Source organism: Variovorax sp. NFACC27, from assembly GCF_048301545.1.
Lineage (GTDB): Bacteria > Pseudomonadota > Gammaproteobacteria > Burkholderiales > Burkholderiaceae_C > Variovorax > Variovorax gossypii.
The window spans coordinates 2,751,327-2,775,597 of the sequence record NZ_CP157613.1 but is presented as its reverse complement, the minus strand read 5'-3'; the positions used below and the strand labels follow the sequence as shown (position 1 = coordinate 2,775,597).

Below are 24,271 nucleotides of genomic sequence, written 5' to 3'. Positions count from 1 at the left end.
CCCCCCGAGGGGGCGGCTCGGCCGCCTTGGGGCGGCCCGGCGGCGGCCGTGATGCCCCCCGTCGTCTTCTCGCACGGCAACAGCTTTCCCGCGAGCACCTACCGCGTCGTCCTCGACAGTCTGCGCAACCGCGGCTTCGAGGTCGATGCCATCGAGAAATTCGGGCACGACCCGAAGTACCCCGTTACCGACAACTGGCCGCACCTGGTGCAGCAGCTGGCCGACTTCGCCAAGGCTCGCGCCGATCGCGCGGGCGGCCCGGTGTTCCTCATCGGCCATTCGCTGGGCGGATTCCTGAGCCTGATGTGCGCCGCGCTGCACCCGGAGCTGGCGCGCGGCGTTGTGCTGGTCGACTCGCCCATCCTCGGCGGCTGGCGCGCGAACACGCTCAACGTGGTCAAGCGCACGCCGCTCATGAAGAGCGTCTCGCCCGGCGCCATCAGCCGCAAGCGCAAGAACAGCTGGGAGCACCGCGAGGCGGTGTTCGAGCACTTCCGCGCCAAGAAGGCCTTCGCGAAGTGGGACGAGCAGGTGCTGCACGACTACATCGACCACGGCACCTTCGACGCGGACGACGCCCGCGCCCTGAGCTTCGACCGCGACGTCGAAACCGCCATCTACAACACCCTGCCCCACAACCTGGGCGCGCTGCTGCGGGCACACCCGCTCAAGTGCAAGGCGGCCTTCATCGGCGGGCGCCAGTCGGCCGAGATGAAGCGCGTGGGCATGACGATGACCCAGCAGGTCACCAAGGGCCGCATCGCCATGATGGACGGCACGCACCTCTTCCCGATGGAAAAGCCGCTGGCGACGGCGGCGGCCATCGAGGCCGCGCTGCGCAACCTCCTCTGAGGGGCTGCAGCCCCGTCACGCCTGCGTGACGTGCACCCCGGGCCTGCGGCCCGCGTTCCACTTGCCCCCGAGCGCCCGCTCGATCTGCGCGGCCAGCTGCAGCAGCAGCCCGTCGTTGGCCTGTGCCGCCTGCGCCTGGATGCCCAGCGGCATGCCGTTTTCCTGAGCAGCCATCGGCAGCGAGATGCCCGGCATGCCGCACAGGTTGGCCAGCGGCGTGTAGGCGAAGTTCTGCCAGAGGTTGGCGAACCAGTCGTGTACCGAGGGGTTCGTGCTGGTCGTGAGGTACTCGCTGGTGCCCACCTTGGGCGTGGGCAGTGCAGTGATCGGCGTGAGGATGATGTCCCAGCGCTGGAAGAAGTCGCCGAAGGCGCGCGAGGTGCTGTTGAACACCGCCTGCATCTTCGCGCGCTCGGTGTACGAGGTGTGCAGCCCGGCTTCCCAGATCTTGATGTTGATCGGCTCCAGCAGCTCCGCCGGCGGGCGCTCCAGCCCAAGCCGGTGCAGGTGGCCGTCGATGACCTGCGCGAAGTTGCTGATGTAGCAGGTGGTCTGGGCGTCGAAAGCCGTCTGGAAGTCCACCTCCGGCAGCACCCACTCCACATGGTGGCCCAAACCTTCGAGGAACTTGCCGACCCGCTCCAGCTCGGCAACGAAATGCGGCGTGGCGCGGAAATCGCCCCACTCGTGCGACAGCGCGATGCGTAGCCGCCCCGGGTCGCGCTTGATGAGCTCGCTGTACGGCTCGGCCGGCGACCAGAAGGGCATGAACTCGCCGGGTGCGCCGCCGCGGCAATGGTCGACGAAGGCGGCCGTGTCGCGCACCGTGCGGCTATGGCAGCCCTGGATCGACACCAGCCCCGAAAGATCCGACAGCCCCGGCGCCAGCGAGAACACGCCGCGCGACACCTTCAGCCCGATGTTGCCGTTCACGCCCGCCGGAATGCGGATGGAGCCGCCGCCGTCGGTGGCGTGCGACAGCGGCAGCACGCCGGCGGCCACGATCGCCGCGGTGCCGGCCGACGAGCCGCAGGTGGTGTATTCGAGGTCCCAGGGGTTGCGCGTGACGTGGAAGGCGTTCTCGGCCGAGCTGCACACGCCGAACTCCGGCGTGGTGCTGCGGCCCACGATGTTCAGGCCCGCCTTGCGCAGCTGCCGGGTGAGGAAGCTGTCGGTCGCCGGGCGATGGCCCTGCATCATCATCGAGCCGAACTCCTGCAGCCGGCCCTTCAGCGTGGGGCCCAGGTCCTTCATCAGGTAGGGCAGGCCCGCGAACACGCCCTCGGGGTTCATGCCGTCCTTGAGCGGATCGGCCACCACGTCGTCGAAGACCTCGACGACCGCGTCGAGCTGCGGATCGAGCCTCGCGATGCCGGCCGCCGCCTGCGCGGCCAGTTCCACCGCCGTCACGTCGCCCTTGCGGACCCGTTCGGCCAGGCCGATGCCGTCGTGATCGGCCCATTCGCTCCAGCTCATTGCCAGCGTCATTCGCAGTGCTCCATTTCTTGTTCGTTGAGGAAAGTGCGTCCGATTTTGCCGAGCGTGTCGGCGCGACGCATACTGGTGCGTCCTTGGGTGAGCAGGAACGAAGGACAAACAAGCGCACCGCATGACCGACGCCGACACCGCCTGGATCGCCACCACGCTGACTGCCTCGCGCCCGCGCGCCGTGGCAGCGCTGCTGCGCTACTTCCGCGAGCTCGACACGGCCGAGGAAGCCTTCCAGGAAGCCAGCCTGCGCGCCCTGCGCCACTGGCCCGAGAGCGGCCCGCCGCGCGACCCGCTGGCCTGGCTGATCTTCGTGGGGCGCAACGCGGCGCTCGACGAAGTGCGCCGGCGCAGCCAGCACGAGCCGCTGCCCGAGGACGATGCGCTCGTCTCCGACCTAGACGACACCGAAGCCGCCCTCGTCGAGCAGCTCGACCAGGCGCACTACCGCGACGACGTGCTGCGCCTGCTCTTCGTCTGCTGCCATCCCGAGCTGCCGCTGACGCAGCAGATCGCGCTGGCGCTGCGCATCGTCTCGGGCCTGTCGGTGCGCGAGATCGCGCGGGCCTTCTTGGTCGGCGAAAGCGCGATGGAGCAGCGCATCACCCGCGCCAAGAAACGCGTGGCCACGGCGGGCATTCCCTTCGACACGCCGGGCCGGCGCGAGCGCGACGAGCGGCTGGCCGCCGTCTGCACCACCGTCTACCTGCTCTTCAACGAAGGCTATTCGGCCAGCGGCGGCGAGGAGCACGTGCGCGCCGCGCTGTGCGAAGAGGCGATACGGCTCGCGCGCCTGCTGCTCGAACTGTTCCCCGGCGAGCCCGAGCTGACGGGCCTGCTCGCCCTCCTCCTGCTGCAGCATGCGCGCGCCGACGCGCGGCTCGACGCCGGCGGCATGGTCGTGCTGCTGGAAGACCAGGACCGCGCGCGCTGGAACCGCGCGCTCATCGACGAAGGCCTGGCGCTGGTCGAAGGCGCGCTGCTGCAGCGAAAGCCCGGTCCCTACCAGCTGCAGGCCGCCATCGCCGCCACCCATGCCCAGGCCGCGCGCGCCGAAGACACCGACTGGGCCGAGATCGACCGGCTCTACGCCGCGCTCGAAACCCTGCAGCCCTCGCCCGTCGTCACGCTCAACCGGGCGGTGGCGGTGCACAAGCTGCACGGACCGCAGACCGCGCTGGCGCTGACCGAGCCATTGGCGGGCGCGCTGGACGGCTACTTCCACTTCCACGGGCTGCAGGGCGCACTGCTGATGCAGCTGGAGCGCGCCGACGAAGCCCGGGCCGCATTCGCGCGCGCCCTCGGCATGGCCCGCACCGCCGCCGAGGCCGCGCACATCCGCGCGATGCTCGACCGCCTCGGCACGCCCGGCTGACCCGCTTCGACTCACCCGCCACGAACCACGGAAAGAAAAGGAAGACCATGCTCTATTCCATCCTCATCTACGGCTCCGAATCCACGGTGGCCGCCTGGGAGCCCGGCGTCGAAGAGGAGATGCTCGAACGCCACACCGACCTGCGCGAGGACCTCCAGGGACAGGGCAAGCTCGGCACCGTGCTGCGGCTGATGCCGAACGTGGCCAGCACGGTGCGCCGCGCGGGCGACCTGCATCCGCTGGTCACCGACGGCCCCTTCACCGAGACGAAGGAGCAGCTCATGGGCATCTACGTCGTGGAGTGCGAGTCGGTGGAGGAAGCCACGCATGCCGCGCACCGGCTGGCCTTCGAGGGCGGCGTGTTCGAGATCCGGCCGGTCACCTGGTACGACCCGGGCGTGATTCCGGCGCGCATTCCGCAGGTCTGAAAGAAAAAAACTGACGCGTTGTCGGATCGGGCCGCCGCTGCCCGTCCTTGGCTGGAACGCACGCATTTCGCGGGCGGCAAACCAAGGAGAAGACGATGCCTCAGACATTCAAGGACAAGTGCGTGGTGGTTCACGGTGGCAGCGGTGCCATCGGAGGCGCGGTGGCCCGCGCCTTTGCGCGCGAGGGCGCCAGGGTGTTCATCACGGGGCGCGACCGCGCCAGGCTAGACGCGGCGGCGCGGGCCATCGAGGCCGAGGGCGGGCGCGCCGAGGCTGCCGTGGTCGATGCGCTCGACGAGCAGGCCATGCTGCGCCATGCCGCAGAAGTTGCCGGGCGCGCCGGCGGCATCGACATCGCGCTCAACGCCATCGGCGTCATGCACGTGCAGGGCACGCCGCTCGCGGCGCTGGCGCTGGAAGACTTCTTTCTTCCCGTGCAGGCCTACACCCGCGCCTGCTTTCTCACGGCCAAGGCCGTTGCGCCGCACATGACGAAGCGCGGCGGCGGCGTGATTCTTTCGGTATCGACGCCCGCCTCGCGCCTGCCGGGCCCGGGCTACCTGGGCCACGCGGTCGCCTGCGCAGGCGTGGAGGCACTCTCGCGCCACATGGCGGGCGAGCTGGCAGCCTTCAACATCCGCACCGTGTGCATCCGCTCGCACGCCATTCCGGAGGCGGTGACGGCCGGCTCGCACGCCCGCGAGGTTTTCCGTCCGGCTGCGGAGAGCATGGGGCTCACGGTCGAGCAGATGCTCGCGGCCAAGCCGCCCGGCCTGCTGGTGGAGCGGTTGCCTTCGCTGGACCAGATGGCCGCCGCCGCGTTGTTCGCGGCCTCCGCGGGCGCCGCCGCGATGACCGGCGCAGTGCTCAACATGAGCGGGGGCATCACGCTGGACTGAGGCCGTGCTCGAGCGGGCTCCCTAGAATCGCCCGGGTCACTCCCGAACCTTGCCGATCCCGCATGCAGCCCGACTTCCCGTCAGCGCCCGCGCTGGCCGACGCCCTGATCGTCGATCCGTTCTACCTGGCGATCTCCGTCGATTTCGAGCACGACATGCCGGCGCGCAAGGCGGTGCTCGCCGACTACTTCGCCTACTCGCTGGGCGAGGCATCGCGCACCGGCCGCTACCTCACGGCCAGGGATGCCCGGCTCGGCGCTGCCGCCTGGCTGCTGCCTCGCGCCGATGCGGTCGATGCAACCGAATCGGCGGCGAAGGGCGAATACCTCGCCGGCGCACTGGGCCCGCGCGGCCACGACAACTACCGCCGCATCGTCGATTTCATGGCTGCGCGCTCGCCGGCCGTGGTGCCGCCCGAAGCCTGGTACCTGTCGATCCTCGGCATCTCGCCGGCCGCGCAGGGGCGCGGACTGGGCGCGCGGCTGCTGGCGCCCACGCTGGCCGAGGCCGACGCGGCGGGCGTGCCCTGCTTCCTGGAGACCTTCACGCCGCGCAGCGTGGCCTTCTACGAGCGGCTGGGCTTCAGGGGCGCGGCGGAGCACCTGGAGCCGGTCACGAATTCGGCCTACCTGATCATGTGCAGGCCGGCGCGGCAGTAGTTGGCAGCAAAACGGGAAAATAAGTAGATACGCTCCACTCGCCGCGTCAGCCTGGCCGAAGAATCCGCCGCATGTCCTCTCTCCCCGTCGAAGACGCCGAACCCGTTTCACTGAGCCCCACGCTGATCGTCGAGGACGAGCCGGCCATGCAGGAGCGCCTGCGCCGCGTGCTGTCGTCGCTCGGCTGCGACGAGAGCCGCATCGCGGTGACCGACAGCGTCGCCGGCGCCCGGCAGCTGCTCGACGGGCACGAATACGGCGTGGTGCTGGTGGACATCGGCCTGCCCGACGGCAGCGGGGTGGAGCTCATCGGCTGGCTGCAGGCGAACCGGCCGGCCATCCCGGCGGTGGTGATCTCGGCCTGGCGTACCGAGGAGATCATCTTCGCGGCGCTGCGCGCCGGTGCCATCGGCTACCTGCTGAAGGAGCGCGACGACATCGAGCTGGGCATCGCGCTGCGCAGCATCGAACAGGGCGGCGCGCCCATCGATCCGAGCATCGCGCGCCACATCCTCGGCTGGCTGGCCACGCACCAGCCGCCGGCCGACGCGCCCGCGCCGCCGGCAGGCGACGCGGCGGCGGCCGATGCACCGGCCGCGCTGACGCGCCGCGAGCGCAAGATACTCGAGCTCGTGTCGCAGGGGCTGAGCAACCGCGACATGGCCGAGTCGCTCTCGATCTCCAGACTGACCGTGGAATGCCACACCAAGAACATCTACCGCAAGCTCGCCGTCAGCTCGCGCACCGAAGCCGTCTTCGAAGCGCGAAGGCATGGCTTGCTGCGCTGACCGGCGCGATCGTTCTGCTTCTTCTCGCGGCCTGCCCGGCCCTCGCACGGGCAACCGCGACGGCCGCGCCCGAACTGCGCGTGGAGGCCGTGCGCGGCGCCGGCTGGAACGACACAGCCCCGCCCGCCGCAGGCTGGACGCCCGTGACCCTGCCCGACAGCTGGGCCACGCGCTGGCCCGGCTTCGATGGCGTGGTCTGGTATCGCCTCACGTGGAAGCAGCCCGAACAGGTGCATGAAGCCGGCCTGCTGCTGAACTACCTGAACATGGCCGGCGAGGTCTCGCTCAACGGCACGACGATCTCGCGCGACGAAAGCCTGGTCGAGCCGCTCACGCGCGCCTGGAACACGCCGCGCTACTGGCTGCTGGCGCCGCCGCTGCTCAACCCCGGCACCAACACGCTGCTGGTGCGCGTGTCGGGGCTGGCGCCCTACCAGGCGGGGCTGGGGCCGGTCGAGATCGGCGAGCCGGCGGCCGTGCAGTCGCGCTTCGAGCGCGAGCGGCTGGTGCGGCGCGACCTGCAGGTGCTGGGCCTCGCGGTCAGCGCGGCGGTCTCGGCCTTCTTCGCCGCCTGGTGGTGGCTGCGCCGGCGCGAGACGGCCTATGGCTGGTTCGCGGCGATGTCGGTGCTGTGGCTGCTGTTCGCCTACAACCAGATCGCGACCAGCCCCTGGCCGTTCGACTCCAATCACCACTGGCAGGCGCTCAACACCTCGCTGCTGCTGGTGTTCAGCGTGTCGTACCTGCTGTTCGTGCTGCGCTACTGCGGGCGCCGCCTGCCATGGCTCGAACGCGCGGCCGCGCTGGTGGCGCTGGCCGGCGTGCTCGACCTGTGGCTGGCGCCAGAGCCATCGCTGGCGGTGCACCGCGCCATCTGGACGCTGGTGGGCGGCCTCACCGTCATCGTGGTGAACAGCTGCGCCCTCGTGTACGGCTGGCGCCATCGCGGCAGCCCGGTGCGCTCCATCGCGCCCTTCATGGCGCTCTCGGCGGTGACGGGCGCGCACGACCTGCTGGTGTTCACGCAGGTGATCGACAGCAACATCTACTACACCAACATGTCGTCGTACGTGCTGCTGCTGGGCATGGCACTGACGCAGGCCGCGCGCTTCGCGCAGAGCCTGCGGCGCATCGAGAACTTCAACACCGAGCTGATCGAGGAAGTGAACGCGGCCAAGGCCGAGCTGGCGGCCACGCTTGCGCAGCAGCATGCGCTGGAACTCGCGCACGCGCGCATCGGCGAGCGCGTGAACCTTGTGAGCGACCTGCACGACGGCCTGGGCGGCATGCTGGTGGGCAGCATCGCGACGCTGGAGCGCAAGCCCGAGAACCTCAGCGCGCCCGAGCTGCTCGCCATGCTCAAGCGCCTGCGCGACGACCTGCGGCTCATCATCGATGCCACCGGCCGCGACGACGGCGCCCGCGCGCTCGGCGAGCTGCTGGTGCCATTGCGCCACCGCAGCTCGGAGCTGCTCGATGCCAACGGCATCGACTGCCGCTGGCAGGTGTCGGGCATCGACACGCTGGAACTGCCGCCCTCGCAGAGCCTGGACCTGATGCGCTTCCTGCAGGAGGCGCTGACCAACGTGCTCAAGCACAGCGCGAGCCGGCGCGTGGACGTGACGGTGGCGCGCGCGGGCGCCGAGCTTCAACTCAGCGTGCGCGACGACGGGCGCGGCTTCGCCGTCGAGGACCAGACGGCCGGCGCCGGACTGCGCAGCCTGCGCACGCGGGCGCGCCGCCTCGGCGCCGAACTGCATCTGCAGTCCCGCCCTGGCGAAACCAGTGTGGCGCTGCGCATGCCGCTGGCCGGCTGAGACTTCAAAGCTCCAGCACCAGCCGCCCCTCGCAGGCGCGCGAGCAGCAGGACATCATCTTGGTGTTGGCGTCGCGCTCCACCCGAGTGAGCACCACGTCGCGGTGATCGACCTTGCCGGAGAGCACGCGCACCTCGCAGGAGCCGCACAGGCCTTCTTCGCAATCGCTCTGCACGTCGACGTTCGCGGCGCGCAGCGCGGTCAGCAAGGTCTGGTCGGGCGGCACGGTGAGGACGAGGCCCGAATCCTTCAGCTCCACCTCGAAGGCATGTTCCTTCGACGGATCGAGCGTGGCCAGCGTGGACTCGAAATGCTCCACGCGCAGCGCGCCCTCGGGCCATGTGGCGCAGCAGTCTTCCAGCGCCTCGAGCATGCGCAGCGGGCCGCAGGCGTAGACCTGCGCGCCTTGCACCGGTTGCGCGAGCAGCGCCCGCAGGTCGTTGCGCCGCCCTTCGTCGGCGGCGTGCACGTGCAGGCGTTCGCCATGCAGCACGGCCAGCTCGTCGACGAAGGCCATGCTCGCGCGGCTCCGGCCGCTGTAGTGCAGCTCGTAGTCCATGCCGAGCGCTTTCGCGCGCCGCGCCATCGCGCTCACCGGCGTGATGCCGATGCCGCCGGCGATGAAGATCGCCTTCTTCAGCGACTCGTCGAGCCTGAAGTGGTTGCGCGGGCCGCGGATGCGCAGCCGGTCACCCTCCTTCACGTTCGCGTGCACCCACGCGGAGCCACCGCGTCCGCCCGGCTCGTGCAGCACGGCGATCTCGAACGCGCCCGTGTCGTCGGGGTCGCCGCACAGCGAGTACTGGCGCGACAGCTCCGGCGTGCCGCATTCCACGTCGATGTGCGCGCCGGCAGTCCAGCGGGGCAATGCCTTGCCGTCGGGCGAGACGAGGCGCAGCTTGACGATGCCGTCGGCCACCGGCGTCACGCCCTGTACCACCACCGGCCGCGCGATGGAATGCGCCGAGGGCTCGCCGATGCGCACCGGCACGCGCACGTCGCGCAGCCCCGGGTTCGCGCGCTCTGGGTTGGCCGCCGGGTCCCATTCCACCCACAGGTGCTCGGGCCCGCGGAAAGAGGTGTTCGGCACGTAGGTGAAGCGCTGCTCGGAAAGGCGCATGTGCGGCAGCCGGCGCGTGAACTCCTCGAGGAAGATCTGCATCTCCATGCGCGCCAGGTTCTTGCCCATGCACTGGTGCGAGCCGTAGCCGAAGGTGAGATGGTCGCTGGCGTTGTCGCGGCGGATGTCGAACAGGTCGGCATCGGAGAAATGCCCTTCGTCGTGGTTGGCCGACGAGGTGACGATCAGCAGGCGCGAGCCGGCCGGCAGGTCGACGCCGCCGACCTGCGTGTCTTTCGTGACCATGCGGCGCCACGCCGCCACCGAGCCGTTGTGGCGCAGGCATTCCTCCACCGCGTTGGGAATGAGCCCGGGGTCCTCGCACAGCTCGCGCCACACATGGGGGTGCTGCAGCAGCAGCTTCACCGCGTTGGCCGTGGCGTTGGCGGTGGTCTCGTGGGCGGCGACGATGCCGGCCATCATCATCGAGTGCAGGTACGAGTCGGTCACGACCTCGGGGTGCTGCATCTGCTTGCGGATGCCGTACTGCATCCAGCCGGGCGCGTCGGGGTCCTGCCGCATCTTGTCGAGCACCTTGCCGGCGTACTGCCAGAAGTTGCCGACCGCGTGCGCCACCGCCACCTGCTCCTCGGGCTTCGGGCGGCCCCAGGTATTGACGGTGTGCGCGATGGAGTACTTGCGCAGCGTGTCCATGTCTTCCTCGGGCACCCCGAGGAAGTGCAGCGCCACGGTGAGCGGGATCTCCCACAGCATCTGGTCGACGAGGTCGGCGCGGCCGTCGTCGATGAAGCGGTCGACGTACTCGCGCGCCAGCTCGCGCACCATGGGCTCGTGGTGCTTCAGCGCCTCGGGCGTGAAGGGGTCCATCAGCGCGCGGCGGCGCGGCATGTGGGCGGGCTCGTCCTCGTTCACCAGCGTGCGGTTGAGCGCGAAGCCGTACGAGGCCAGCACCGCGTTGGCCTCCTCGCCGGTGGGCGTGATCTTCTCCAGCGCGATCGACGGGCTGAAGGTGATGTTGTCGCGGAACACCGCCTTGATGTCCTCGTAGCGCGTGAGCACCCAGTAGCCCAGCTTCGGGCTGAAGAAGATGGGCTCCTGCTCGCGCGCCCAGCGCACGTACTCGGGCGGGTCCTGCTGGTAGCCGTCCTCGAAGGGATCGAAGCCGGCGGCGCGCTGGCTCACGGGGCAGCCGGTGGGCGTGCGCTCGGAAGACAGCGGGCCGTGCGCGACGGGACAGCCGGAGGTACGTGGAGGCGAGACGGTATCGGCAGACATGGCGAAAGACTTCAGTCGAGGGTGATCTTCAGGTCGCGGATCAGCTTGTGCCAGCGCTCGGTCTCGCTCTTGAGCAGCGCGGCGTACTGCGCGGGAGTGTTGCCCACCGGCTCGACGCCGAAGTCGACCATGCGCGTGCGCACCGAGGGCTCGTTGATGGCGGTCACGAGCTGGCGGTTGAGCGTGTTCACCACGTCGGCGGGCGTGGCCGAGGGCACCACCACGCCGACCAATGCGGCGGCCTCGACGTTCCTGTAGCCGAGCTCGGCGAAGGTGGGCACGTCGGGCAGTTGCGGCAGGCGGGTCGGGTTGGCGACCGCCAGGGCCTTCACCTTGCCGCCCTTGATGAAGCCGGAGCCCGCTGCGAGGTCGACCATCATGGCCGGCAGCTGCCCGCCGACCACGTCGGCCAGCGCGGGCGCCGCGCCGCGGTACGGCACGTGAACCATGAAGAGCTTGGCCTCCACCTTCAGCAGCTCCATCGCCAGATGGTGCGGGCTGCCCGCACCGGCCGAGGCGTAGTTGATGCCGCCCGGCTTGGCGCGGGCCTGGGCGATGAAGTCCTTGGCAGAGTTGAAGCCAGAGTTGGCGCCGACCACCAGGATCATCGGGAACTTGCCCATCAGCGTGACGGGCGCGAGATCCTTGGTGGGGCTGTAGCTCAGCGACTTGTAGAGCGCGGGGTTGAACACCAGCGTACCGTTGTCGGCCGACAGCACCGTGTAGCCGTCGGCCGGCGCGCGTGCGGTCTCGGCGGCGGCCAGCGCGGTGTTGCCGCCGGGCTTGTTGTCCACCAGCACCGGCTGCGCGACCTGGGTGGACAGCGTCTGCGCGACCGTGCGCGCCAGGAAGTCGGAGCCGCCGCCGGCCGCGTAGGGAACGATCCAGCGGATCGGCTTGGCCGGAAAGGCCTGCTGGGCGCTGGCGCCCGCGGCGACGGCAGCCAGCGAAAGAGCCGCGAGGCAGCGGACGAATTGCTTCTTCATAAGGGAGTCTCCGTACTGGATTTTGTGTATTGCGTAATTATCATACGCATTGCGTAATTCATGGATCGCGGGTTTACCCGGCCACATCGACCGAGCACCTAACATCCGAGCGTCATGACCCAGCCCTCGCCATCCGATTCCTCCCCCGCCCGCGAGCGCCGCCAGCGCGTGCAATCCGCCGAAACCGGCATGTCCGTGCTCAAGGGGCTGGCGCACCTGGGCGGGCGCAGCAGCCTGACCGCGCTGTCGGCGCACGTCGCGGAGAGCCCGGCGAAGGTGCACCGCTACCTCGCCAGCCTGATGGAAGCGGGCCTCGTGCTGCAGGACGCCGCCTCGCAGCACTACTACCTGGGCACGGAGGCGATCCAGATCGGCCTGGCTGCCATGCGGCAGGCCGACCCGATCCGCGCGGCCGAGCCCTGCCTGATCCGGCTGCGCGAATCGCTGGAGGTGACCTGCTTCGTGGCGGTGATGGGAAACAAGGGCCCGACCATCGTGCGCTTCGAGGAGCCGGGCCTGCCGGTCACGGTGAACGTGCGCGCCGGCTCGGTGATGTCGATGCTGTGGTCGGCCACCGGCCGCGCCTTCCTGGGCCTGCTCGACGAATCGCGCGTGCTCGCGCTGGCCGAACAGGAGCTGGGCGAGGCCACGCCGGAGATGCGCGCGCAGCTCGACCCGAAGGACCCGATCGGCCAGCTGCGCCGCGAGGTGCGGCAGGCGCGCTGCGCGAGCGTGAAAGACACCTACCTGCGCGGCATCAGCGCCGTGGCGGCGCCGGTCTACGACTATGCGGGGAGGGTCTGCGCCGTGATCACCGCGCTGGGTGCCACCGGCGGCTTCGATCCGGCCATCGACGGCCCCATTGCGGCGGCCGTGCGGCGGGAAGCGAAGGCCGCGAGCGCCCTGCTGGGCGCCGCGGACTCGACGGACTGAAGTTTCAGGGCCGGATCACTCGGCCCAGACGACCGTGCCGGTCCAGGCAGTGGCCAGCACCAGGATGCCGAAGGCGATGCGGTACCAGGCGAAGGGAATGAAGCTGTGGCTGCTGATGTACTTCAGCAGCCAGCGCACGCACAGCCAGGCGCTGATGAACGAGAACACCAGACCCACCGCGAACAGCGGCACGTCGGCCATCGACAGCGCCGCGCGCTCCTTGTAGATGCTGTAGAGGCCCGCACCGATCAGCGTCGGGATGGCGAGGAAGAACGAGAAGTCGGTCGCCGCCTGGCGCGAGAGGCCCAGCAGCATGCCGCCGATGATGGTCGAGCCGCTGCGGCTGGTGCCCGGGATCATCGCGAAGCACTGCACCAGGCCGACCTTGAGCGCGTCCCACGGCGTCATGTCGTCGACATGCTCGACGCGCACCGATCCGGGCGGGCGCTTCTCGGCCCAGAGGATGATGAAGCCGCCGATGATGAAGGTGCTGGCCACCACGGTCGGAATGAACAGGTGCTCCTTGATGACCTTGCCGAACAACAGGCCCAGCACCACGGCGGGCAGGAAGCCGATGAAGATGTTGAGCGCCAGGCGCTGCGCCTTCGGCTGTCGCGGCAGCGCCACGACGGTGGATCGGATCTTCTGCCAGTAGACCAGGATCACCGCGAAGATCGCGCCGGTCTGGATGGCGATCTCGAAGACCTTGCCCCGGTTGTCGCCGAAGCCGCCGAGCAGGGAGCCCGCAAGGATCAGGTGGCCGGTCGAAGAGATGGGGAGAAATTCGGTGAGACCCTCGACGATGCCCATGACGGCGGCCTTGGCCAGCAAAACAATATCCACGCGTACTCCTTTTCAAGTGCAGTCATTATCACGAGGGGACAGGTCAGCCTCGGCTCAGCATCCCCTGTTTCGGTGATGTTCAGGCCCCATCCATTGACACACAGTGACGTCTCAGGGTGTGTCAGAGATGCCCGAAGGAGTTATCGGTAATGCGAACGTTCACGCGCGGCGACAGGCTGGAAGAACACGCGTCGACTTTCGACGACCACGGCGAGGACCGCCGCAAGAACGCCCAGGACCTCGAACGCGAGCAGCGTGCCTCGATGCGGCGCGTGGTCGAGGCCACGGGCGCATCGGCCCACGAACTGCAGCAGCTGATGCAGCGGCTGCTCGACATCGACCGCGCGGGCTCCAGCGCGGGCATCGTCGCGCAGGGGCACATCGCGGCCGACCGCATGCAGTCGGGCATGGCAACGCTGGACCTGGGCGACGGCCACGTGGCCGAGCAGCGCGGCGACGCCGTGCAGAGCATCGATTTCTGGCTGCTCGAGCCGCTGGACCCCGCGCACGACAAGAAGTGGTACGCCCGCTGGAAGTTCTGGAGCTTCATCCTCGGCGCAGCCGGCTCCGAGGCCGCGCTCACCCTGCAGGGGCTGGCGCTGCGGCCCACCGAGCCCGGCGACACGCATGCCGACCTGGTGGCCAAGGCGCGCAAGGTGCTCGAGAGCTGGCGCCGAACCTCCGAGCCGCTCTTCTGGGCGGCCATGGAGTGCTACGTGCGGCAACAGTCGTTCTCGCTCGAGACGCAGGCCTACCTGATGCACTGCATCGCCGTCGTGTTCGCGGGCGATCCGATGAAGCTCTCGAACGAGCAGAGCGAGCAGCTCGCGGGCGTGCTCGCCGACACGTACTGCGACGCGCTGGGCACCTCGGCGTGCATGCCCTCGGCGGACATCTACCGGCGCCTGTCGCAAGGGCTGGAAGCGACCGACCGCGAGACCGGCCTGGTCCGCAACCTGGGGCGCAGCGACGCGGCCCAGATCGCAATGACGGCGCTGTTCTCGGTGATCGAAGGCTCGCGCCTACGCTGAGCCCGCCCCGGTGCGCCGGCGCAGCGCACGCACCGCGCTGTCGACCGTGGTGAGCACCGGCAGGCCGCTGGCGGCCTCGCAGGCCTCGCGTGCCCGCGCCATGCTGAATTGCGCCAGCGCGATGCGCGTGCAGCCGCGTTCACGCAGCGCGACGGCCTGCGCGGCGATCAGCGCGTCGTGCCGCTGGGTATCGCCTGCGTTCAGGGCGTCGAGCGCGCCTTCGGCCAGCGCGGTTTCGAGCGCGACGTTCGAAGGAAACTCCGGCGGCATCGATGCCAGCGTGGGCGCGAAGGTGGCGATCAGGCCCAGCCTGCCCTGCCCCTGCACTGCTTCGTCGATCATGGCCTCGTTCGGCTTGAGCACCGGAATGCCCGCATGCCGCCGCGCCACCGCCTCGATGCACGGCCCGAAGGCCGAGCAGGTGAAGAGGATGCCCTGCGTACCCGTGTCGACCGCGTACTGCGCGAGGCGCTGGAAGCGCTCGTGCATGACGTCGTCGAGCCCCTTGCCGTTGCGCGCCAGGTCGGCCGAGAGGCTGTCGTCGAGCAGGTTCATGCGCACGGCCGCCGGCCAGTCGCGCGCGAAGGCTTCGTTGATGGGCGCGACGGAATGCGAGAGCGCGTGGATCAGGGCAATGCGGGTCATGGATTCAAGGCAAGAGTTCAGATGCCCTTGGAGGAAGGATTCGCGAAGGCGTCCTTCGTCTCGGCATTCAGCGGGTAGTTGATGTTGATACCCTTGGGCGGGATCGGCGACATGAACCACTTGGCATAGAGCTTCTCCATCTCGCCCGACTTCATCATGCCCGAGACCACGCGGTCGACCAGCGCCTTGAAGGCCGGGTCGTCCTTGCGGAACATCAGCGACTGGTTCTCGGTGCGCAGGCTCTCGCCGGTGATGATGAAGTCCTTGGGGTTGCGCGCATTCGCGATCTGGCCGGCCAGCAGGATGTCGTCGAGCACGAAGGCCTGGGCGCGGCCGCTTTCCACCAGCAGGAAGGAATCGCTGTGGTCCTTGCCCGCGAGGCTGTTCACCTCCAGGTTGCGGCCGCGGTCGGCTTCGCGCAGCAGGCGGAACGAGGTGGTGCCGCTGGTGGTGGCCACCGTCTTGCCCTGCAGGTCGGCAATGCTCTTGATGCCCGAATCGGCCTTCACCAGCATGCGCACGTTGTAGCGGAAGATGTCCGGCGAGAACGCCACCAGCTTCTGCCGCTCGACGAGGTTGGTGGTGGAGCCGCACTCGATGTCGACCGTGCCGTTCTGCACCAACGGAATGCGGTTGGCCGAGGTGACGGCCTGGTACTTGATCTCGACGGCCGGGATCTTCAGTTCGCTCTTCACCGCCTCGACGATGCGGTTGCAGATCTCGATGCTGTAGCCCACGGGCTTGAGGTTGCCGTCGAGGTACGAGAAGCCGAAGGACGATTCGCGGTAGCCGAAGGTGATGGAGCCGCTGGCCTTGATCTTGGCGAGCGTGTCGTTTTCCTGGGCCTGCGCGGCCGTGAGCGGCACGAGGGCGGTGAAGACTGCCGCGAGCGCAGCGACGAAGGGAAACAGCGGACGAAGCTTGGGCATGGAACGCTCCTCGGAACGATGGTTGAAGAAAAAACGAACGGGAAAGTGGTAGCGCTCAGCGCGCCGCTGCGGTCGCTGCCGCGCGCGTGACCGCGTCGATGGAGGCCGCGAGGCGTGCGGCGATCTCCTGCAGGTCCTGCCGCGTGGCGATGAAGGGCGGCGCCAGCAGCACGTGGTCGCCCTGGCGGCCGTCGACCGTGCCGCCGAAGGGGTAGCACAGCAGGCCGCGCGACATGGCGTCCTTCTTGACGGTGGCGTTGACCTTCAGCGCCGGATCGAACGGCGTCTTGCTCGCGCGGTCGGCCACCAGCTCGATGCCCCAGAAGAAGCCTCGGCCGCGGATATCGCCCACGTGCGGATGCGCGCCCAGCGCCTCGGCCAGCATCGCGCCGAAGGCGATGCCGTCTTCCCGCACCTTGGCGACCAGCCCGTCGCGGCGGATCACCTGCTGCACCGCGAGCGCGGCGGCGCAGGCCATGGGGTGGCCGAGGTAGGTGTGGCCGTGCTGGAAGAAGCCGCTGCCCTTGGACATCGCCTCGACGATGCGGCGCTGCGCCAGCACCGCGCCCACCGGCTGGTAGCCGCCGCCCAGGCCCTTGGCGACGGTCATGAGGTCGGGCACCACGCCCTCCTGCTCGCAGGCGTGCAGCGAGCCAGTGCGGCCCATGCCGCACATCACCTCGTCGAGGATCAGCAGCACGCCGTACTTGTCGCACACCGCGCGCACGGCCTTGAAGTAGCCCGGCACCGGCGTGAGCACGCCGGCGGTGGCGCCGCCGACGGTCTCGGCCACGAAGGCGATCACGCGGTCGGCGCCCTGCGCGAGGATGGCCGCTTCGAGCTCGGCCGCGAGGCGCAGGCCGTACTGCTCGGCGCTCTCGTCGGCGCGCTGCTCGCGGTACGGATAGCAGGGCGACACGTGCGTGGCGGGCACGAGGATGGGCGCGAAGGGTTCGCGCCGCCAGGCGTTGCCGCCAACCGCGAGCGCACCGAGCGTGTTGCCGTGGTAGCTCTGACGGCGCGCGATGAAGTGGGTGCGCTGCGGCTGGCCGATTTCCACGAAGTACTGCCGCGCCATCTTCAGCGCGGACTCCACCGCCTCGGAGCCGCCGCTCACCAGGTAGACATGGCTCATGCCCTCGGGGGCGGAGCCGATCAGCTCGTCGGCCAGCTGCTCTGCCACTTCGCTCGTGAAGAAGCTGGTGTGGGCGTAGGCCAGCTTGTCGATCTGGGCGTGCATGGCGGCCATCACCTCCGGGTGCGCGTGGCCCAGCGACGACACGGCCGCGCCGCCCGAGGCGTCGAGGTATTCGCGGCCCTCGGCGTCGCGGATGAACATGCCGTGGGAGCTCACGGCGACGGGCGGGGTCTGGCGGAGGTGGCGGTGGAAGACGTGCGTCATGGCGGCTGGCGATCCGGGGCTCGGGTTGGGTTGGGTCGGGTTCTGTTGAATGCTGGATGGAACTAACGTTTCCATTGAATTATTGTTTGGAACATTTGTTCCGTCAACTGTTACGGCAACAGCTGCGGCGGGCCGCCTCCGGTACATTTGTTCCAACAACAGCCGAAAGAGACACGACCATGGGCGCGAAGGAACAGATCCGCCAGCGTTTCAACGAACTGAGCCCTGCCCTGCAGCAGGTGGCGCGCTACGTGCTCGACCACCCCAACGAGGTGGTCACGGGCTCGATGCGCAACGTGGGCACGCGCTCGCAGAGCACGCCCGCCACCCTCGTGCGTTTCGCGCAGCACATGGGCTTCGAGGGCTGGCCGCAGCTCAAGGAGGCCTTCGCCGCCGACATGGGGCTGGGCTCCGAGACCTATGGCGGGCGCGCCAAGCAGCTCGTCGGCCGGGCGAGCGACCAGACGCTGACCGGCGAGATGTTCGAGGTGCAGCGCCGCAATCTCGAGGCCACGCACCAGCAGAGCGGACAGGCGCTGCAGAAGGCCTGCGCGCTGATCGAGAAGGCGCCGGCCGTGCACGCCGCCGGCTTCCGGGCCTGCTTTCCGATCGCCTTTTCCTTCGTCTACGTGTACCGGCTCTTCCGCTCCAGCGTGCACCTGGTCGACGGCCAGGGCGGTTCGCTGGAAATGCAGCAGCGCGCCTTCGCCAAGGGCGATGCGCTGGTGGTGGCGAGCTTCGCGCCCTACTCCCGCGAGGCGCTGCAGGTGACGCAGGCAGCCAAGGCGGCGGGCTGCCGCATCGTCGCCATCACCGACAGCGAGGCTTCGCCGCTGTCGCTGCTGGCGGACGAGACGCTGCTGTTCACGATCCACAGCCCCTCGTTCTTCCCCTCGGTCGCCGCCGGGGTGGCGGTGACGGAAGCGCTGGTCGAGCTGCTGGCCAGCCGCGCGGGCAAGCCGGTGATCCGCCGCATCGACCAGGCCGAGGCGCAGCTGTTCGAGTCGGGGGCCTACCTCACGGCGCCGGCGGTGCGCGGCGGATAGGAAGCGATCGGGTCAGACCAGCGCCCGGGTGCGGGTGGGGTTCTTCTGGTTCAGGTAGAGCACCAGCATGTCGCGCCTGGTGTTGATGTGGTCGCGCATGAAGGCTTCGGATTCGGAGGCTTCCTGCCGGCCCAGCGACTCGACGATGCGGCAGTGCTCCGCCAGCGCCTGCAGGGCCTGTTCGTGCCGGTGCAGCAGCATCGAGGCATCGCGGTTGTGGGGCCGCAGCTTGCTGTCGAAGATGAGCGGCAGCTGGCTGGCCCGCTGCACGGCCTCGGTCAGCCAGCGGTTGTCCGCCAGGGCCAGCAGCTTGCGGTGGAAGGCCAGGTTCAGGTCCTGCCACCGCGCCGCCCGGCCTTCGCTCCACTCCCCGGTGTGGTGCAGGAGTTCGTGCTGCTCGTCGAGCATGGCCGTCAGCTGCGACAGGGCCGTGCCGTCCAGGCCGCGCTCGCTAATCAGGCGGCAGCACATGCCTTCCAGGGTGGCGCGCACGCTGAAGGCGTCGAAGACGTCCTTGGCGTTGAAACGGCGCACCTGGAAGCCCTTGTTGGGCAGATAGACCAGCAACCCCTCGTCGGCCAGCCGCGCCATGGCGCCGCGCACGGGCGTGCGCGACACGCCGAGCTCATTGGCCAGCGTGATCTCCATCAAGTGGGAGCCGGGCGCGATCTCGCCGTCGAAGATTCGGTCGCGCAGCGTTTCGGCCACGGTCAACGCTCGTGTCCGGGAAGGGTCTGGGGGAGTCATCGAAAATCGGGAACTGGGGGCGGCCGGAAGCGGGCCGCGCGGATGGTACGGCGGCGTACAAAAGCTTCATATCCCCTGTTTCCGTAAAAATTTTATTTCGCGACTTTTTCGATGATTACGGAAATTTTCTTAATTTTTGTAAACATACATGTAGCCGAAAGCGTTAGCCCGCCCCTTTCCGGCTTTCGGGCCCCTCCCGGGCCCCGCGGAAGGCCCTGCCGTCAGCCGGCCACCGACCCGGCCGCGAGATGGATCGCGGCCCGGATCCGCGGGTAGGTCCCGCAGCGGCAGATGTTGCCGCTCATGGCGCTGGAGACGTCCTCGTCGCTGGGCTTCGGCGTCTTCCTGAGCAGCGCGCAGGCCGACATCAGCTGGCCGCTCTGGCAGTAGCCGCACTGCACCACGTCGACCTCGGCCCAGGCCTGGCGCAGGGCGTCGGCTTCCTTGCCCTTCAGCCCCTCGATGGTGGTGACCTCGCGGGCCCCCACGGCCTCGACCGGCGTGACGCAGGAGCGCACCGCCTCGCCGTCGAGGTGCACGGTGCAGGCGCCGCACAGGGCCTTGCCGCAGCCGAACTTGGTGCCGACGAGCTTCATTTCGCCGCGCAGCACCCACAGCAGGGGCGTGTCGGGCTCGGCATCGACGGTGGTGGTCTTGCCGTTGACGGTGATCGTGGTGGTCATGGCGTCTCTCTTGCGTAAAAGGTACGAATGTCGGGAATCAGACAAGGCGCAGCGGCAGGCTGCGCAGGCGCTGGCCGGTGAGCGCGAAGACGGCGTTGGCCACCGCCGGCGCGATGGGCGGCGTTCCGGGCTCGCCCACGCCGCCGGGCTCCTCGCTGCCGGCGACGATGTCGACCTCGATGACGGGGCACTCGTTCATGCGCAGCGGCATGTAGTCGTGGAAGTTGCTCTGCTGCACCTGGCCCTTCTCGACCGTGATCTCGCCGTGCAGCGCGGCCGAGAGGCCGTAGACGATGGCGCCTTCCATCTGCTGGCGGACCAGGTTCGGGTTGACGGCCACGCCGCAGTCGATGACGCAGACCACGCGGTGCACGCGCAGCTGCTTCTCGGGCGATACAGACACCTCGGCCACCTGCGCGACGATGCTGCCGAAGGAACGATGGATCGCGAGGCCTCGCGCCCGCTTCGCCCCGTCGGGCCCTGCCGCGGGCGGCTGGCCCCAGCCGGACAGCTCGGCCACGCGTTTCAGCACGCGCATGTGGCGCTCGTCTTTCGATAGCAGCGCGGCGCGGAAGGCCACCGGGTCCTTGCCGGCGGCGGCCGCGCATTCGTCGATGAAGCTTTCCACGAAGAAGGCGTTCTGCGAATGCGCGACCGAGCGCCACACGCCCGTTGGCATGGCCGATTCCACCGGCTCGTGGGCCACGCGCGCATTGGGAAAGGCGTAGGCCGTGTTCCAGGCGCCGTCGGTGGCGGTGTCCATGAGCGAGGGCGCGCCCATGCTCGAGCCGGCCGTGGTGGTCTGCCAGGCGACCAGCGCGCCGGCGGCGTCGAAGCCCGCCCTGCAGCGCGCGACGTAGGCCGGCCGGTAGAAGTCGTGCGCCATGTCTTCCTCGCGCGACCAGAAGAGCTGCACCGGCGCGCCCCCGGTCTCGCGCGCCAGCGTGGCGGCCTGCGTGACGAAGTCGGTGCTGTAGCGCCGGCCGAAGCCGCCGCCGAGGTAGGTCACGTGCAGGTCGACCTTGGCGGTATCGATGCCCAGCGCCTTGGCCACCGCGCCGCGCGTGAAGCCCGGCGCCTGCGTCGGCGCCCAGACAGTCGCCGCGCCGTCCTTGAATTGCACGGTGCAATTCATCGGCTCCATGGTGGCGTGGGCCAGGAAGGGCACGCGGTACTCGGCCTCGATGGTCTTCGCCGCCGAGCGGAGTGCCGCGGCCACGTCGCCGTCGTCGAGCCGGGCGTTGCCGGGCTTGGCGCGCAGCGTCTGCGACAGGCGCTCGACCATTTCCGCGCTCGAAAGACTGGCGGCCGGGCCGTGGTCCCATTCGATCTGGAGCGCCTTCACCGCGCGCATCGCGTGGTACGGCGTATCGGCGATCACGGCCACGCCGCCCGGCGTGGCGCCGGTGCCGATGAGGGTGGCGCCGACCGGATCGAGCGCCATCACCTTGCGCACCCCGGGCAGCTTCTGCGCGGCGGTGGCGTCGAAGCTCGCGACGCGGCCTCCGGTGGTCGGGCACATCGCGATGCTCGCGTACAGCAGGCCCGGCGGCAGCACGTCGAGGCCGAAGATGGCGGAGCCGTCGAGCTTGGCCGCACCGTCGACACGCCGCGCGGGCTGGCCGATGAGCTTGAAGTCGGCCGCCTTCTTCAGCGCCACCTGCGCCGGCAGCGGCTGCTGCGCGGCCTTCGGGGCCAGTTCGCCGAAGCTGGCGCTCCTGCCGCTCGCCTGGTGCAGCACGCGCCCCGCCTCGGCACAGCATTCGGCTGCCGGCACCTGCCACAGCGCGGCCGCGGCCCCCACCAGCATGACGCGCGCCGATGCGCCGGCCTCGCGCAGCGGCATCCACTGGTCGGTGATGCTCGAGGAACCGCCGGTGCCCGAAAGCCCCGGGATCGCGCGCAGCAGCTTGCCCACCACGTGCTGCGTGGAGCGCTTCATCGCGCCCTCGTCGCCGGACCGGAAAGGCAGCGCGTCGAGGATCGCCGCCTGGTTGTTGTAGATGGCGTCGGAGCAGGCCGTCTCGTGGCGGATCTGCTCGAGCGAGGCGCCCATCTCCTCGGCCAGCAGCATCGACAGGCCGGTGTGCGTGCCCTGCCCCATTTCCGACTGCGACATCATCAGCGTGACCGTGTTGTCGCTGCCCACCTTGACCCAGCCATTGAGCGCGACCTGCCCCGGGGCGGTGGGCAACGGCTGGGCGGGCACGAGCCGCGGGGCGGCCGGCGTGGCCGACCAGCCGACGACGAGGGCGCCGACGGCCCCTACCGTGCCGAGAACGAAATGACGGCGTTTGAGCTTGGGCATGACATGGTTCTTTCGTGGGGAAATCTTTTTTCGTTCCGGCGCAGGGTCAGCTCTCGGCGATGCCGCGCCAGAAAGTCTCGAAGCCGGCCTCGCAATAGGCGGCACCGGCCTTCTTGCCGCTTGCCTGCGCGACGAAGGCCATGCTGGTCTCGGCCATCGCGCCGAACATCGCGCCGAGGAATGGCAGCGGCTGGTCGCGGATCAGCTTCTTTTTGATGCAGTCCGTCGAGAGCACCTCGAGCCGCAGGAACGGCGCCATGCCGGCCGCGCGGCTTTCGTCGCTCACCTGGTCGGACACCTTGAGCTGCGACATCACCTTGAATTTCTCCGGGTTGTCGACGCCCCAGTACACGTAGCGGTCCCAGACATGGCGGTACTTGGTCTTGGGGTCGGCCTCCTCGGGCCAGTCGGCGAGCATGACTTCGGCCAGCTCGGTCTTCAGCTGGCGGTAGAGCTCGTTGACCAGCACTTCCTTGCTCGCGAAGTAGGTGAACAGCGTGCCCTCGGCCACGCCCGCGGCGCGCGAGACGGCCGAGGTGGGCGTGCTCCATGCGCCGCGAATGGCGAACTCGGCAATGGCCGCGTCGAGGATCGCGTTGCGCTTGTCTTCGCTCCGGGGTCTGGCCATGGCTAGCGTCGGCCTTTATTGATTGAGTACATACTCAATTATAGGAACGCCTTCCGGTGGCGTGCAAGCGGCTTCAAGCGGCCTACCTGGCAAGAATCCAGGCGGCAATCTGCGCAACGACTTCGCCTTCGAGCCCGTTGAAGCCGTGATACGCCATGGCCTCGCACGGATCGCCCCGGTTCTCCCCGCCCTTGAAGCTCAGCAGTTCCTTCCTCGGCGAGTTGCCGAGCTTCTCCATGAGGGCTGGCACGTTGGAGAAGGCACAGAGCGCGCAGCCATCCTGCTCGTGATGCACGACGAGAACGGGAACGCGGATCTTCTCCAGCGGCATCGCCGGAACGGGCCGCCCCCTGTTGTCGGTGAGGATGGTCGAGCTCAGGACGATGCCGTCCGGTCCTTCAGGGCCCGCCAGCTCCGTGGCGACGTAGGCCGCGGACTGCGTGCCCCGGCTGGTGCCCACAAGCCACACGGGCACCTTCGATTGCTCGCGCATCCAAGCAATGACCGCCTTGATGTCGGCCGCGTGCTCCGGCCTCTGGCGAAAGCCGCTCAGGAAGGGCGGGCTCTGCCGATCGGACGGTGCATCGACCACCGCGACCATCAGCCCCCGGTCCGCGAACAGCTGCCGCGTGCGAACGAGGAAATTCCCGGCGCCCCAGTTGAACGAGCCGTTGGGAAAGATCTGCAGCCCGCCGTGCCCGCCCGCGAGCAGCACCACCGCGGCCTTCGCTTCCGGCGGCGACAGCACGAGCATCCGCTGCGTCACGCCGGGCCTGGTGGGAATGTCGACCACCTTCTGCGTGGTCTGCGCATGGGCCTGCACGACCAGTGCGATCAGGAAACCCGCGATCCAGTACCTGCATCCGCGCATGGGAGATCTCCCGGGAGGGTGGCGTCGAGACCGGATGCTAAGCCCGCGCCGCCGTCGCCGGGAGCCCCGCCCTCCCCCACGGAACCCTTCCACGGAACCCGAAGTCCAACTGCTGTCGCGGCGACTTGTCGCGACAGGAGGCTATGACCATGAAGCAAGTGAAGCATTGGCAAGACCCCGTCAACGCCGTAGCCGGCGCCTGGCTGATCGTCTCGCCCTGGGTTCTGGGCTTTTCGGGCATGACACCCGCCATGTGGACGATGGTGGCGACCGGCATAGTGCTCGGCGCGGTGGCGCTGGGTGCGACCTTCGTGCCACGACAGTGGGAAGAATGGACCGAGGTCGGGCTCGCGGCCTGGCTCGCGGTGTCGCCCTGGGTACTCGGCTTCCGCAGCAATGAAACGGCAATGGTCAATGCGGTGCTGGTCGCCGCGGTGATCCTGGTGCTTGCGCTGTGGGTGCTCGTGACCGACAAGGACTACCTGGGCCACACCATCGACCGCCCGGCGCATTGACCTGACCCCCGGCACGCGCTGCCGATAGCGCGGCCAGGTCCG

General features: G+C 69.2%; 23 protein-coding genes. 11 read left to right on the top strand and 12 right to left on the bottom strand.

The window, feature by feature from the left end:
* The first annotated feature begins 51 nt into the window (after positions 1–51).
* A complete protein-coding gene (locus ABL840_RS12975; RefSeq protein ID WP_093300770.1) occupies positions 52–852 on the top strand; it encodes an alpha/beta fold hydrolase in 801 nt (266 codons plus the stop codon).
* Between the two features lie 15 nt (positions 853–867).
* Here the strand turns inward: ABL840_RS12975 and ABL840_RS12970 are convergent, their stop codons facing one another.
* On the bottom strand, positions 868–2,340 hold the full coding sequence (locus tag ABL840_RS12970; protein ID WP_093300772.1) for an amidase: 1,473 nt from the start codon (positions 2,338–2,340) through the stop codon (positions 868–870).
* Positions 2,341–2,461: 121 nt separating this feature from the next.
* Between ABL840_RS12970 and ABL840_RS12965 the strand changes: the two genes are divergently transcribed.
* The 6 genes from ABL840_RS12965 (at position 2,462) to ABL840_RS12940 (ending at position 8,306) form a co-directional block, all read left to right on the top strand.
* The gene (locus tag ABL840_RS12965) at positions 2,462–3,715 is read left to right on the top strand and encodes an RNA polymerase sigma factor (RefSeq protein ID WP_093300773.1); all 1,254 of its coding nucleotides are present in this window, start codon (positions 2,462–2,464) and stop codon (positions 3,713–3,715) included.
* A 47-nt stretch (positions 3,716–3,762) separates the two neighbouring features.
* Positions 3,763–4,143, top strand: coding sequence for a YciI family protein (locus tag ABL840_RS12960; protein ID WP_093300775.1), 381 nt, complete (start codon positions 3,763–3,765; stop codon positions 4,141–4,143).
* 95 nt (positions 4,144–4,238) lie between these two features.
* Positions 4,239–5,042 (top strand): SDR family NAD(P)-dependent oxidoreductase, encoded by an 804-nt coding sequence (locus tag ABL840_RS12955; RefSeq protein ID WP_093300776.1) that lies wholly within the window; start codon positions 4,239–4,241, stop codon positions 5,040–5,042.
* A 62-nt stretch (positions 5,043–5,104) separates the two neighbouring features.
* Entirely contained in the window at positions 5,105–5,701 is a 597-nt protein-coding gene (locus tag ABL840_RS12950) for a GNAT family N-acetyltransferase (protein WP_093300778.1), read from the top strand.
* Between the two features lie 71 nt (positions 5,702–5,772).
* Positions 5,773–6,489 (top strand): response regulator transcription factor, encoded by a 717-nt coding sequence (locus ABL840_RS12945; protein WP_093300779.1) that lies wholly within the window; start codon positions 5,773–5,775, stop codon positions 6,487–6,489.
* Between the two features lie 80 nt (positions 6,490–6,569).
* The gene (locus tag ABL840_RS12940) at positions 6,570–8,306 is read left to right on the top strand and encodes an ATP-binding protein (RefSeq protein WP_418116260.1); all 1,737 of its coding nucleotides are present in this window, start codon (positions 6,570–6,572) and stop codon (positions 8,304–8,306) included.
* Between the two features lie 4 nt (positions 8,307–8,310).
* Here the strand turns inward: ABL840_RS12940 and ABL840_RS12935 are convergent, their stop codons facing one another.
* Both ABL840_RS12935 and ABL840_RS12930 read right to left on the bottom strand, forming a co-directional pair.
* The gene (locus tag ABL840_RS12935; protein WP_093300782.1) at positions 8,311–10,662 is read right to left on the bottom strand and encodes a cytochrome P450/oxidoreductase; all 2,352 of its coding nucleotides are present in this window, start codon (positions 10,660–10,662) and stop codon (positions 8,311–8,313) included.
* Between the two features lie 11 nt (positions 10,663–10,673).
* Positions 10,674–11,648, bottom strand: a complete 975-nt coding sequence (locus ABL840_RS12930; protein ID WP_093300784.1) for a Bug family tripartite tricarboxylate transporter substrate binding protein — start codon at positions 11,646–11,648, stop codon at positions 10,674–10,676.
* A 114-nt stretch (positions 11,649–11,762) separates the two neighbouring features.
* Between ABL840_RS12930 and ABL840_RS12925 the strand changes: the two genes are divergently transcribed.
* Positions 11,763–12,581, top strand: coding sequence for an IclR family transcriptional regulator (locus ABL840_RS12925; protein ID WP_093300785.1), 819 nt, complete (start codon positions 11,763–11,765; stop codon positions 12,579–12,581).
* A gap of 15 nt (positions 12,582–12,596) precedes the next feature.
* Here the strand turns inward: ABL840_RS12925 and ABL840_RS12920 are convergent, their stop codons facing one another.
* Positions 12,597–13,424, bottom strand: coding sequence for an undecaprenyl-diphosphate phosphatase (locus tag ABL840_RS12920; RefSeq protein ID WP_093204513.1), 828 nt, complete (start codon positions 13,422–13,424; stop codon positions 12,597–12,599).
* A 149-nt stretch (positions 13,425–13,573) separates the two neighbouring features.
* On the opposite strand from ABL840_RS12920, the gene ABL840_RS12915 reads away from it, so the two are divergent.
* On the top strand, positions 13,574–14,455 hold the full coding sequence (locus ABL840_RS12915; RefSeq protein ID WP_093204511.1) for a hypothetical protein: 882 nt from the start codon (positions 13,574–13,576) through the stop codon (positions 14,453–14,455).
* On the opposite strand, the gene ABL840_RS12910 is transcribed toward ABL840_RS12915, so the two are convergent.
* From ABL840_RS12910 to ABL840_RS12900, 3 genes are read right to left on the bottom strand one after another with little or no spacing between them, the layout of a single operon-like run.
* On the bottom strand, positions 14,447–15,100 hold the full coding sequence (locus ABL840_RS12910; RefSeq protein ID WP_093300787.1) for an aspartate/glutamate racemase family protein: 654 nt from the start codon (positions 15,098–15,100) through the stop codon (positions 14,447–14,449). The genes ABL840_RS12915 and ABL840_RS12910 overlap by 9 nt on opposite strands.
* 17 nt (positions 15,101–15,117) lie before the next feature.
* On the bottom strand, positions 15,118–16,029 hold the full coding sequence (locus tag ABL840_RS12905) for a transporter substrate-binding domain-containing protein (protein WP_093204505.1): 912 nt from the start codon (positions 16,027–16,029) through the stop codon (positions 15,118–15,120).
* A gap of 55 nt (positions 16,030–16,084) precedes the next feature.
* A complete protein-coding gene (locus ABL840_RS12900; protein WP_093300788.1) occupies positions 16,085–17,431 on the bottom strand; it encodes an aspartate aminotransferase family protein in 1,347 nt (448 codons plus the stop codon).
* 179 nt (positions 17,432–17,610) lie between these two features.
* Between ABL840_RS12900 and ABL840_RS12895 the strand changes: the two genes are divergently transcribed.
* Positions 17,611–18,477, top strand: coding sequence for a MurR/RpiR family transcriptional regulator (locus ABL840_RS12895; protein ID WP_093204500.1), 867 nt, complete (start codon positions 17,611–17,613; stop codon positions 18,475–18,477).
* Between the two features lie 12 nt (positions 18,478–18,489).
* Here the strand turns inward: ABL840_RS12895 and ABL840_RS12890 are convergent, their stop codons facing one another.
* The 5 genes from ABL840_RS12890 to ABL840_RS12870 all read right to left on the bottom strand — a co-directional run bounded on the left by ABL840_RS12890 (position 18,490) and on the right by ABL840_RS12870 (position 23,714).
* The gene (locus tag ABL840_RS12890; RefSeq protein ID WP_177227980.1) at positions 18,490–19,185 is read right to left on the bottom strand and encodes a GntR family transcriptional regulator; all 696 of its coding nucleotides are present in this window, start codon (positions 19,183–19,185) and stop codon (positions 18,490–18,492) included.
* Between the two features lie 260 nt (positions 19,186–19,445).
* Entirely contained in the window at positions 19,446–19,907 is a 462-nt protein-coding gene (locus tag ABL840_RS12885; protein WP_093204495.1) for a (2Fe-2S)-binding protein, read from the bottom strand.
* Positions 19,908–19,944: 37 nt separating this feature from the next.
* A complete protein-coding gene (locus ABL840_RS12880) occupies positions 19,945–22,215 on the bottom strand; it encodes a xanthine dehydrogenase family protein molybdopterin-binding subunit (RefSeq protein ID WP_093300790.1) in 2,271 nt (756 codons plus the stop codon).
* Between the two features lie 46 nt (positions 22,216–22,261).
* Positions 22,262–22,843 (bottom strand): TetR/AcrR family transcriptional regulator, encoded by a 582-nt coding sequence (locus tag ABL840_RS12875; protein ID WP_093300791.1) that lies wholly within the window; start codon positions 22,841–22,843, stop codon positions 22,262–22,264.
* Positions 22,844–22,925: 82 nt separating this feature from the next.
* Complete coding sequence (locus tag ABL840_RS12870; protein ID WP_093300793.1) at positions 22,926–23,714, bottom strand: alpha/beta hydrolase; 789 nt, start codon at positions 23,712–23,714, stop codon at positions 22,926–22,928.
* A gap of 149 nt (positions 23,715–23,863) precedes the next feature.
* On the opposite strand from ABL840_RS12870, the gene ABL840_RS12865 reads away from it, so the two are divergent.
* A complete protein-coding gene (locus ABL840_RS12865) occupies positions 23,864–24,229 on the top strand; it encodes an SPW repeat protein (protein WP_093204929.1) in 366 nt (121 codons plus the stop codon).
* Positions 24,230–24,271 lie beyond the last annotated feature (42 nt).

Bases quoted from the DNA above. Each gene is read 5' to 3' on its own strand.
- ABL840_RS12865 (WP_093204929.1), top strand. From the start codon at position 23,864: ATGAAGCAAGTGAAGCATTGGCAAGACCCCGTCAACGCCGTAGCCGGC.
- ABL840_RS12970 (WP_093300772.1), bottom strand. From the start codon at position 2,340: ATGACGCTGGCAATGAGCTGGAGCGAATGGGCCGATCACGACGGCATC.
- ABL840_RS12895 (WP_093204500.1), top strand. From the start codon at position 17,611: ATGGGCGCGAAGGAACAGATCCGCCAGCGTTTCAACGAACTGAGCCCT.
- ABL840_RS12900 (WP_093300788.1), bottom strand. From the start codon at position 17,431: ATGACGCACGTCTTCCACCGCCACCTCCGCCAGACCCCGCCCGTCGCC.
- ABL840_RS12945 (WP_093300779.1), top strand. From the start codon at position 5,773: ATGTCCTCTCTCCCCGTCGAAGACGCCGAACCCGTTTCACTGAGCCCC.
- ABL840_RS12955 (WP_093300776.1), top strand. From the start codon at position 4,239: ATGCCTCAGACATTCAAGGACAAGTGCGTGGTGGTTCACGGTGGCAGC.
- ABL840_RS12975 (WP_093300770.1), top strand. From the start codon at position 52: ATGCCCCCCGTCGTCTTCTCGCACGGCAACAGCTTTCCCGCGAGCACC.
- ABL840_RS12925 (WP_093300785.1), top strand. From the start codon at position 11,763: ATGACCCAGCCCTCGCCATCCGATTCCTCCCCCGCCCGCGAGCGCCGC.
- ABL840_RS12905 (WP_093204505.1), bottom strand. From the start codon at position 16,029: ATGCCCAAGCTTCGTCCGCTGTTTCCCTTCGTCGCTGCGCTCGCGGCA.
- ABL840_RS12950 (WP_093300778.1), top strand. From the start codon at position 5,105: ATGCAGCCCGACTTCCCGTCAGCGCCCGCGCTGGCCGACGCCCTGATC.
- ABL840_RS12960 (WP_093300775.1), top strand. From the start codon at position 3,763: ATGCTCTATTCCATCCTCATCTACGGCTCCGAATCCACGGTGGCCGCC.
- ABL840_RS12965 (WP_093300773.1), top strand. From the start codon at position 2,462: ATGACCGACGCCGACACCGCCTGGATCGCCACCACGCTGACTGCCTCG.
- ABL840_RS12910 (WP_093300787.1), bottom strand. From the start codon at position 15,100: ATGACCCGCATTGCCCTGATCCACGCGCTCTCGCATTCCGTCGCGCCC.
- ABL840_RS12935 (WP_093300782.1), bottom strand. From the start codon at position 10,662: ATGTCTGCCGATACCGTCTCGCCTCCACGTACCTCCGGCTGTCCCGTC.
- ABL840_RS12880 (WP_093300790.1), bottom strand. From the start codon at position 22,215: ATGCCCAAGCTCAAACGCCGTCATTTCGTTCTCGGCACGGTAGGGGCC.
- ABL840_RS12875 (WP_093300791.1), bottom strand. From the start codon at position 22,843: ATGGCCAGACCCCGGAGCGAAGACAAGCGCAACGCGATCCTCGACGCG.
- ABL840_RS12915 (WP_093204511.1), top strand. From the start codon at position 13,574: ATGCGAACGTTCACGCGCGGCGACAGGCTGGAAGAACACGCGTCGACT.
- ABL840_RS12930 (WP_093300784.1), bottom strand. From the start codon at position 11,648: ATGAAGAAGCAATTCGTCCGCTGCCTCGCGGCTCTTTCGCTGGCTGCC.
- ABL840_RS12885 (WP_093204495.1), bottom strand. From the start codon at position 19,907: ATGACCACCACGATCACCGTCAACGGCAAGACCACCACCGTCGATGCC.
- ABL840_RS12870 (WP_093300793.1), bottom strand. From the start codon at position 23,714: ATGCGCGGATGCAGGTACTGGATCGCGGGTTTCCTGATCGCACTGGTC.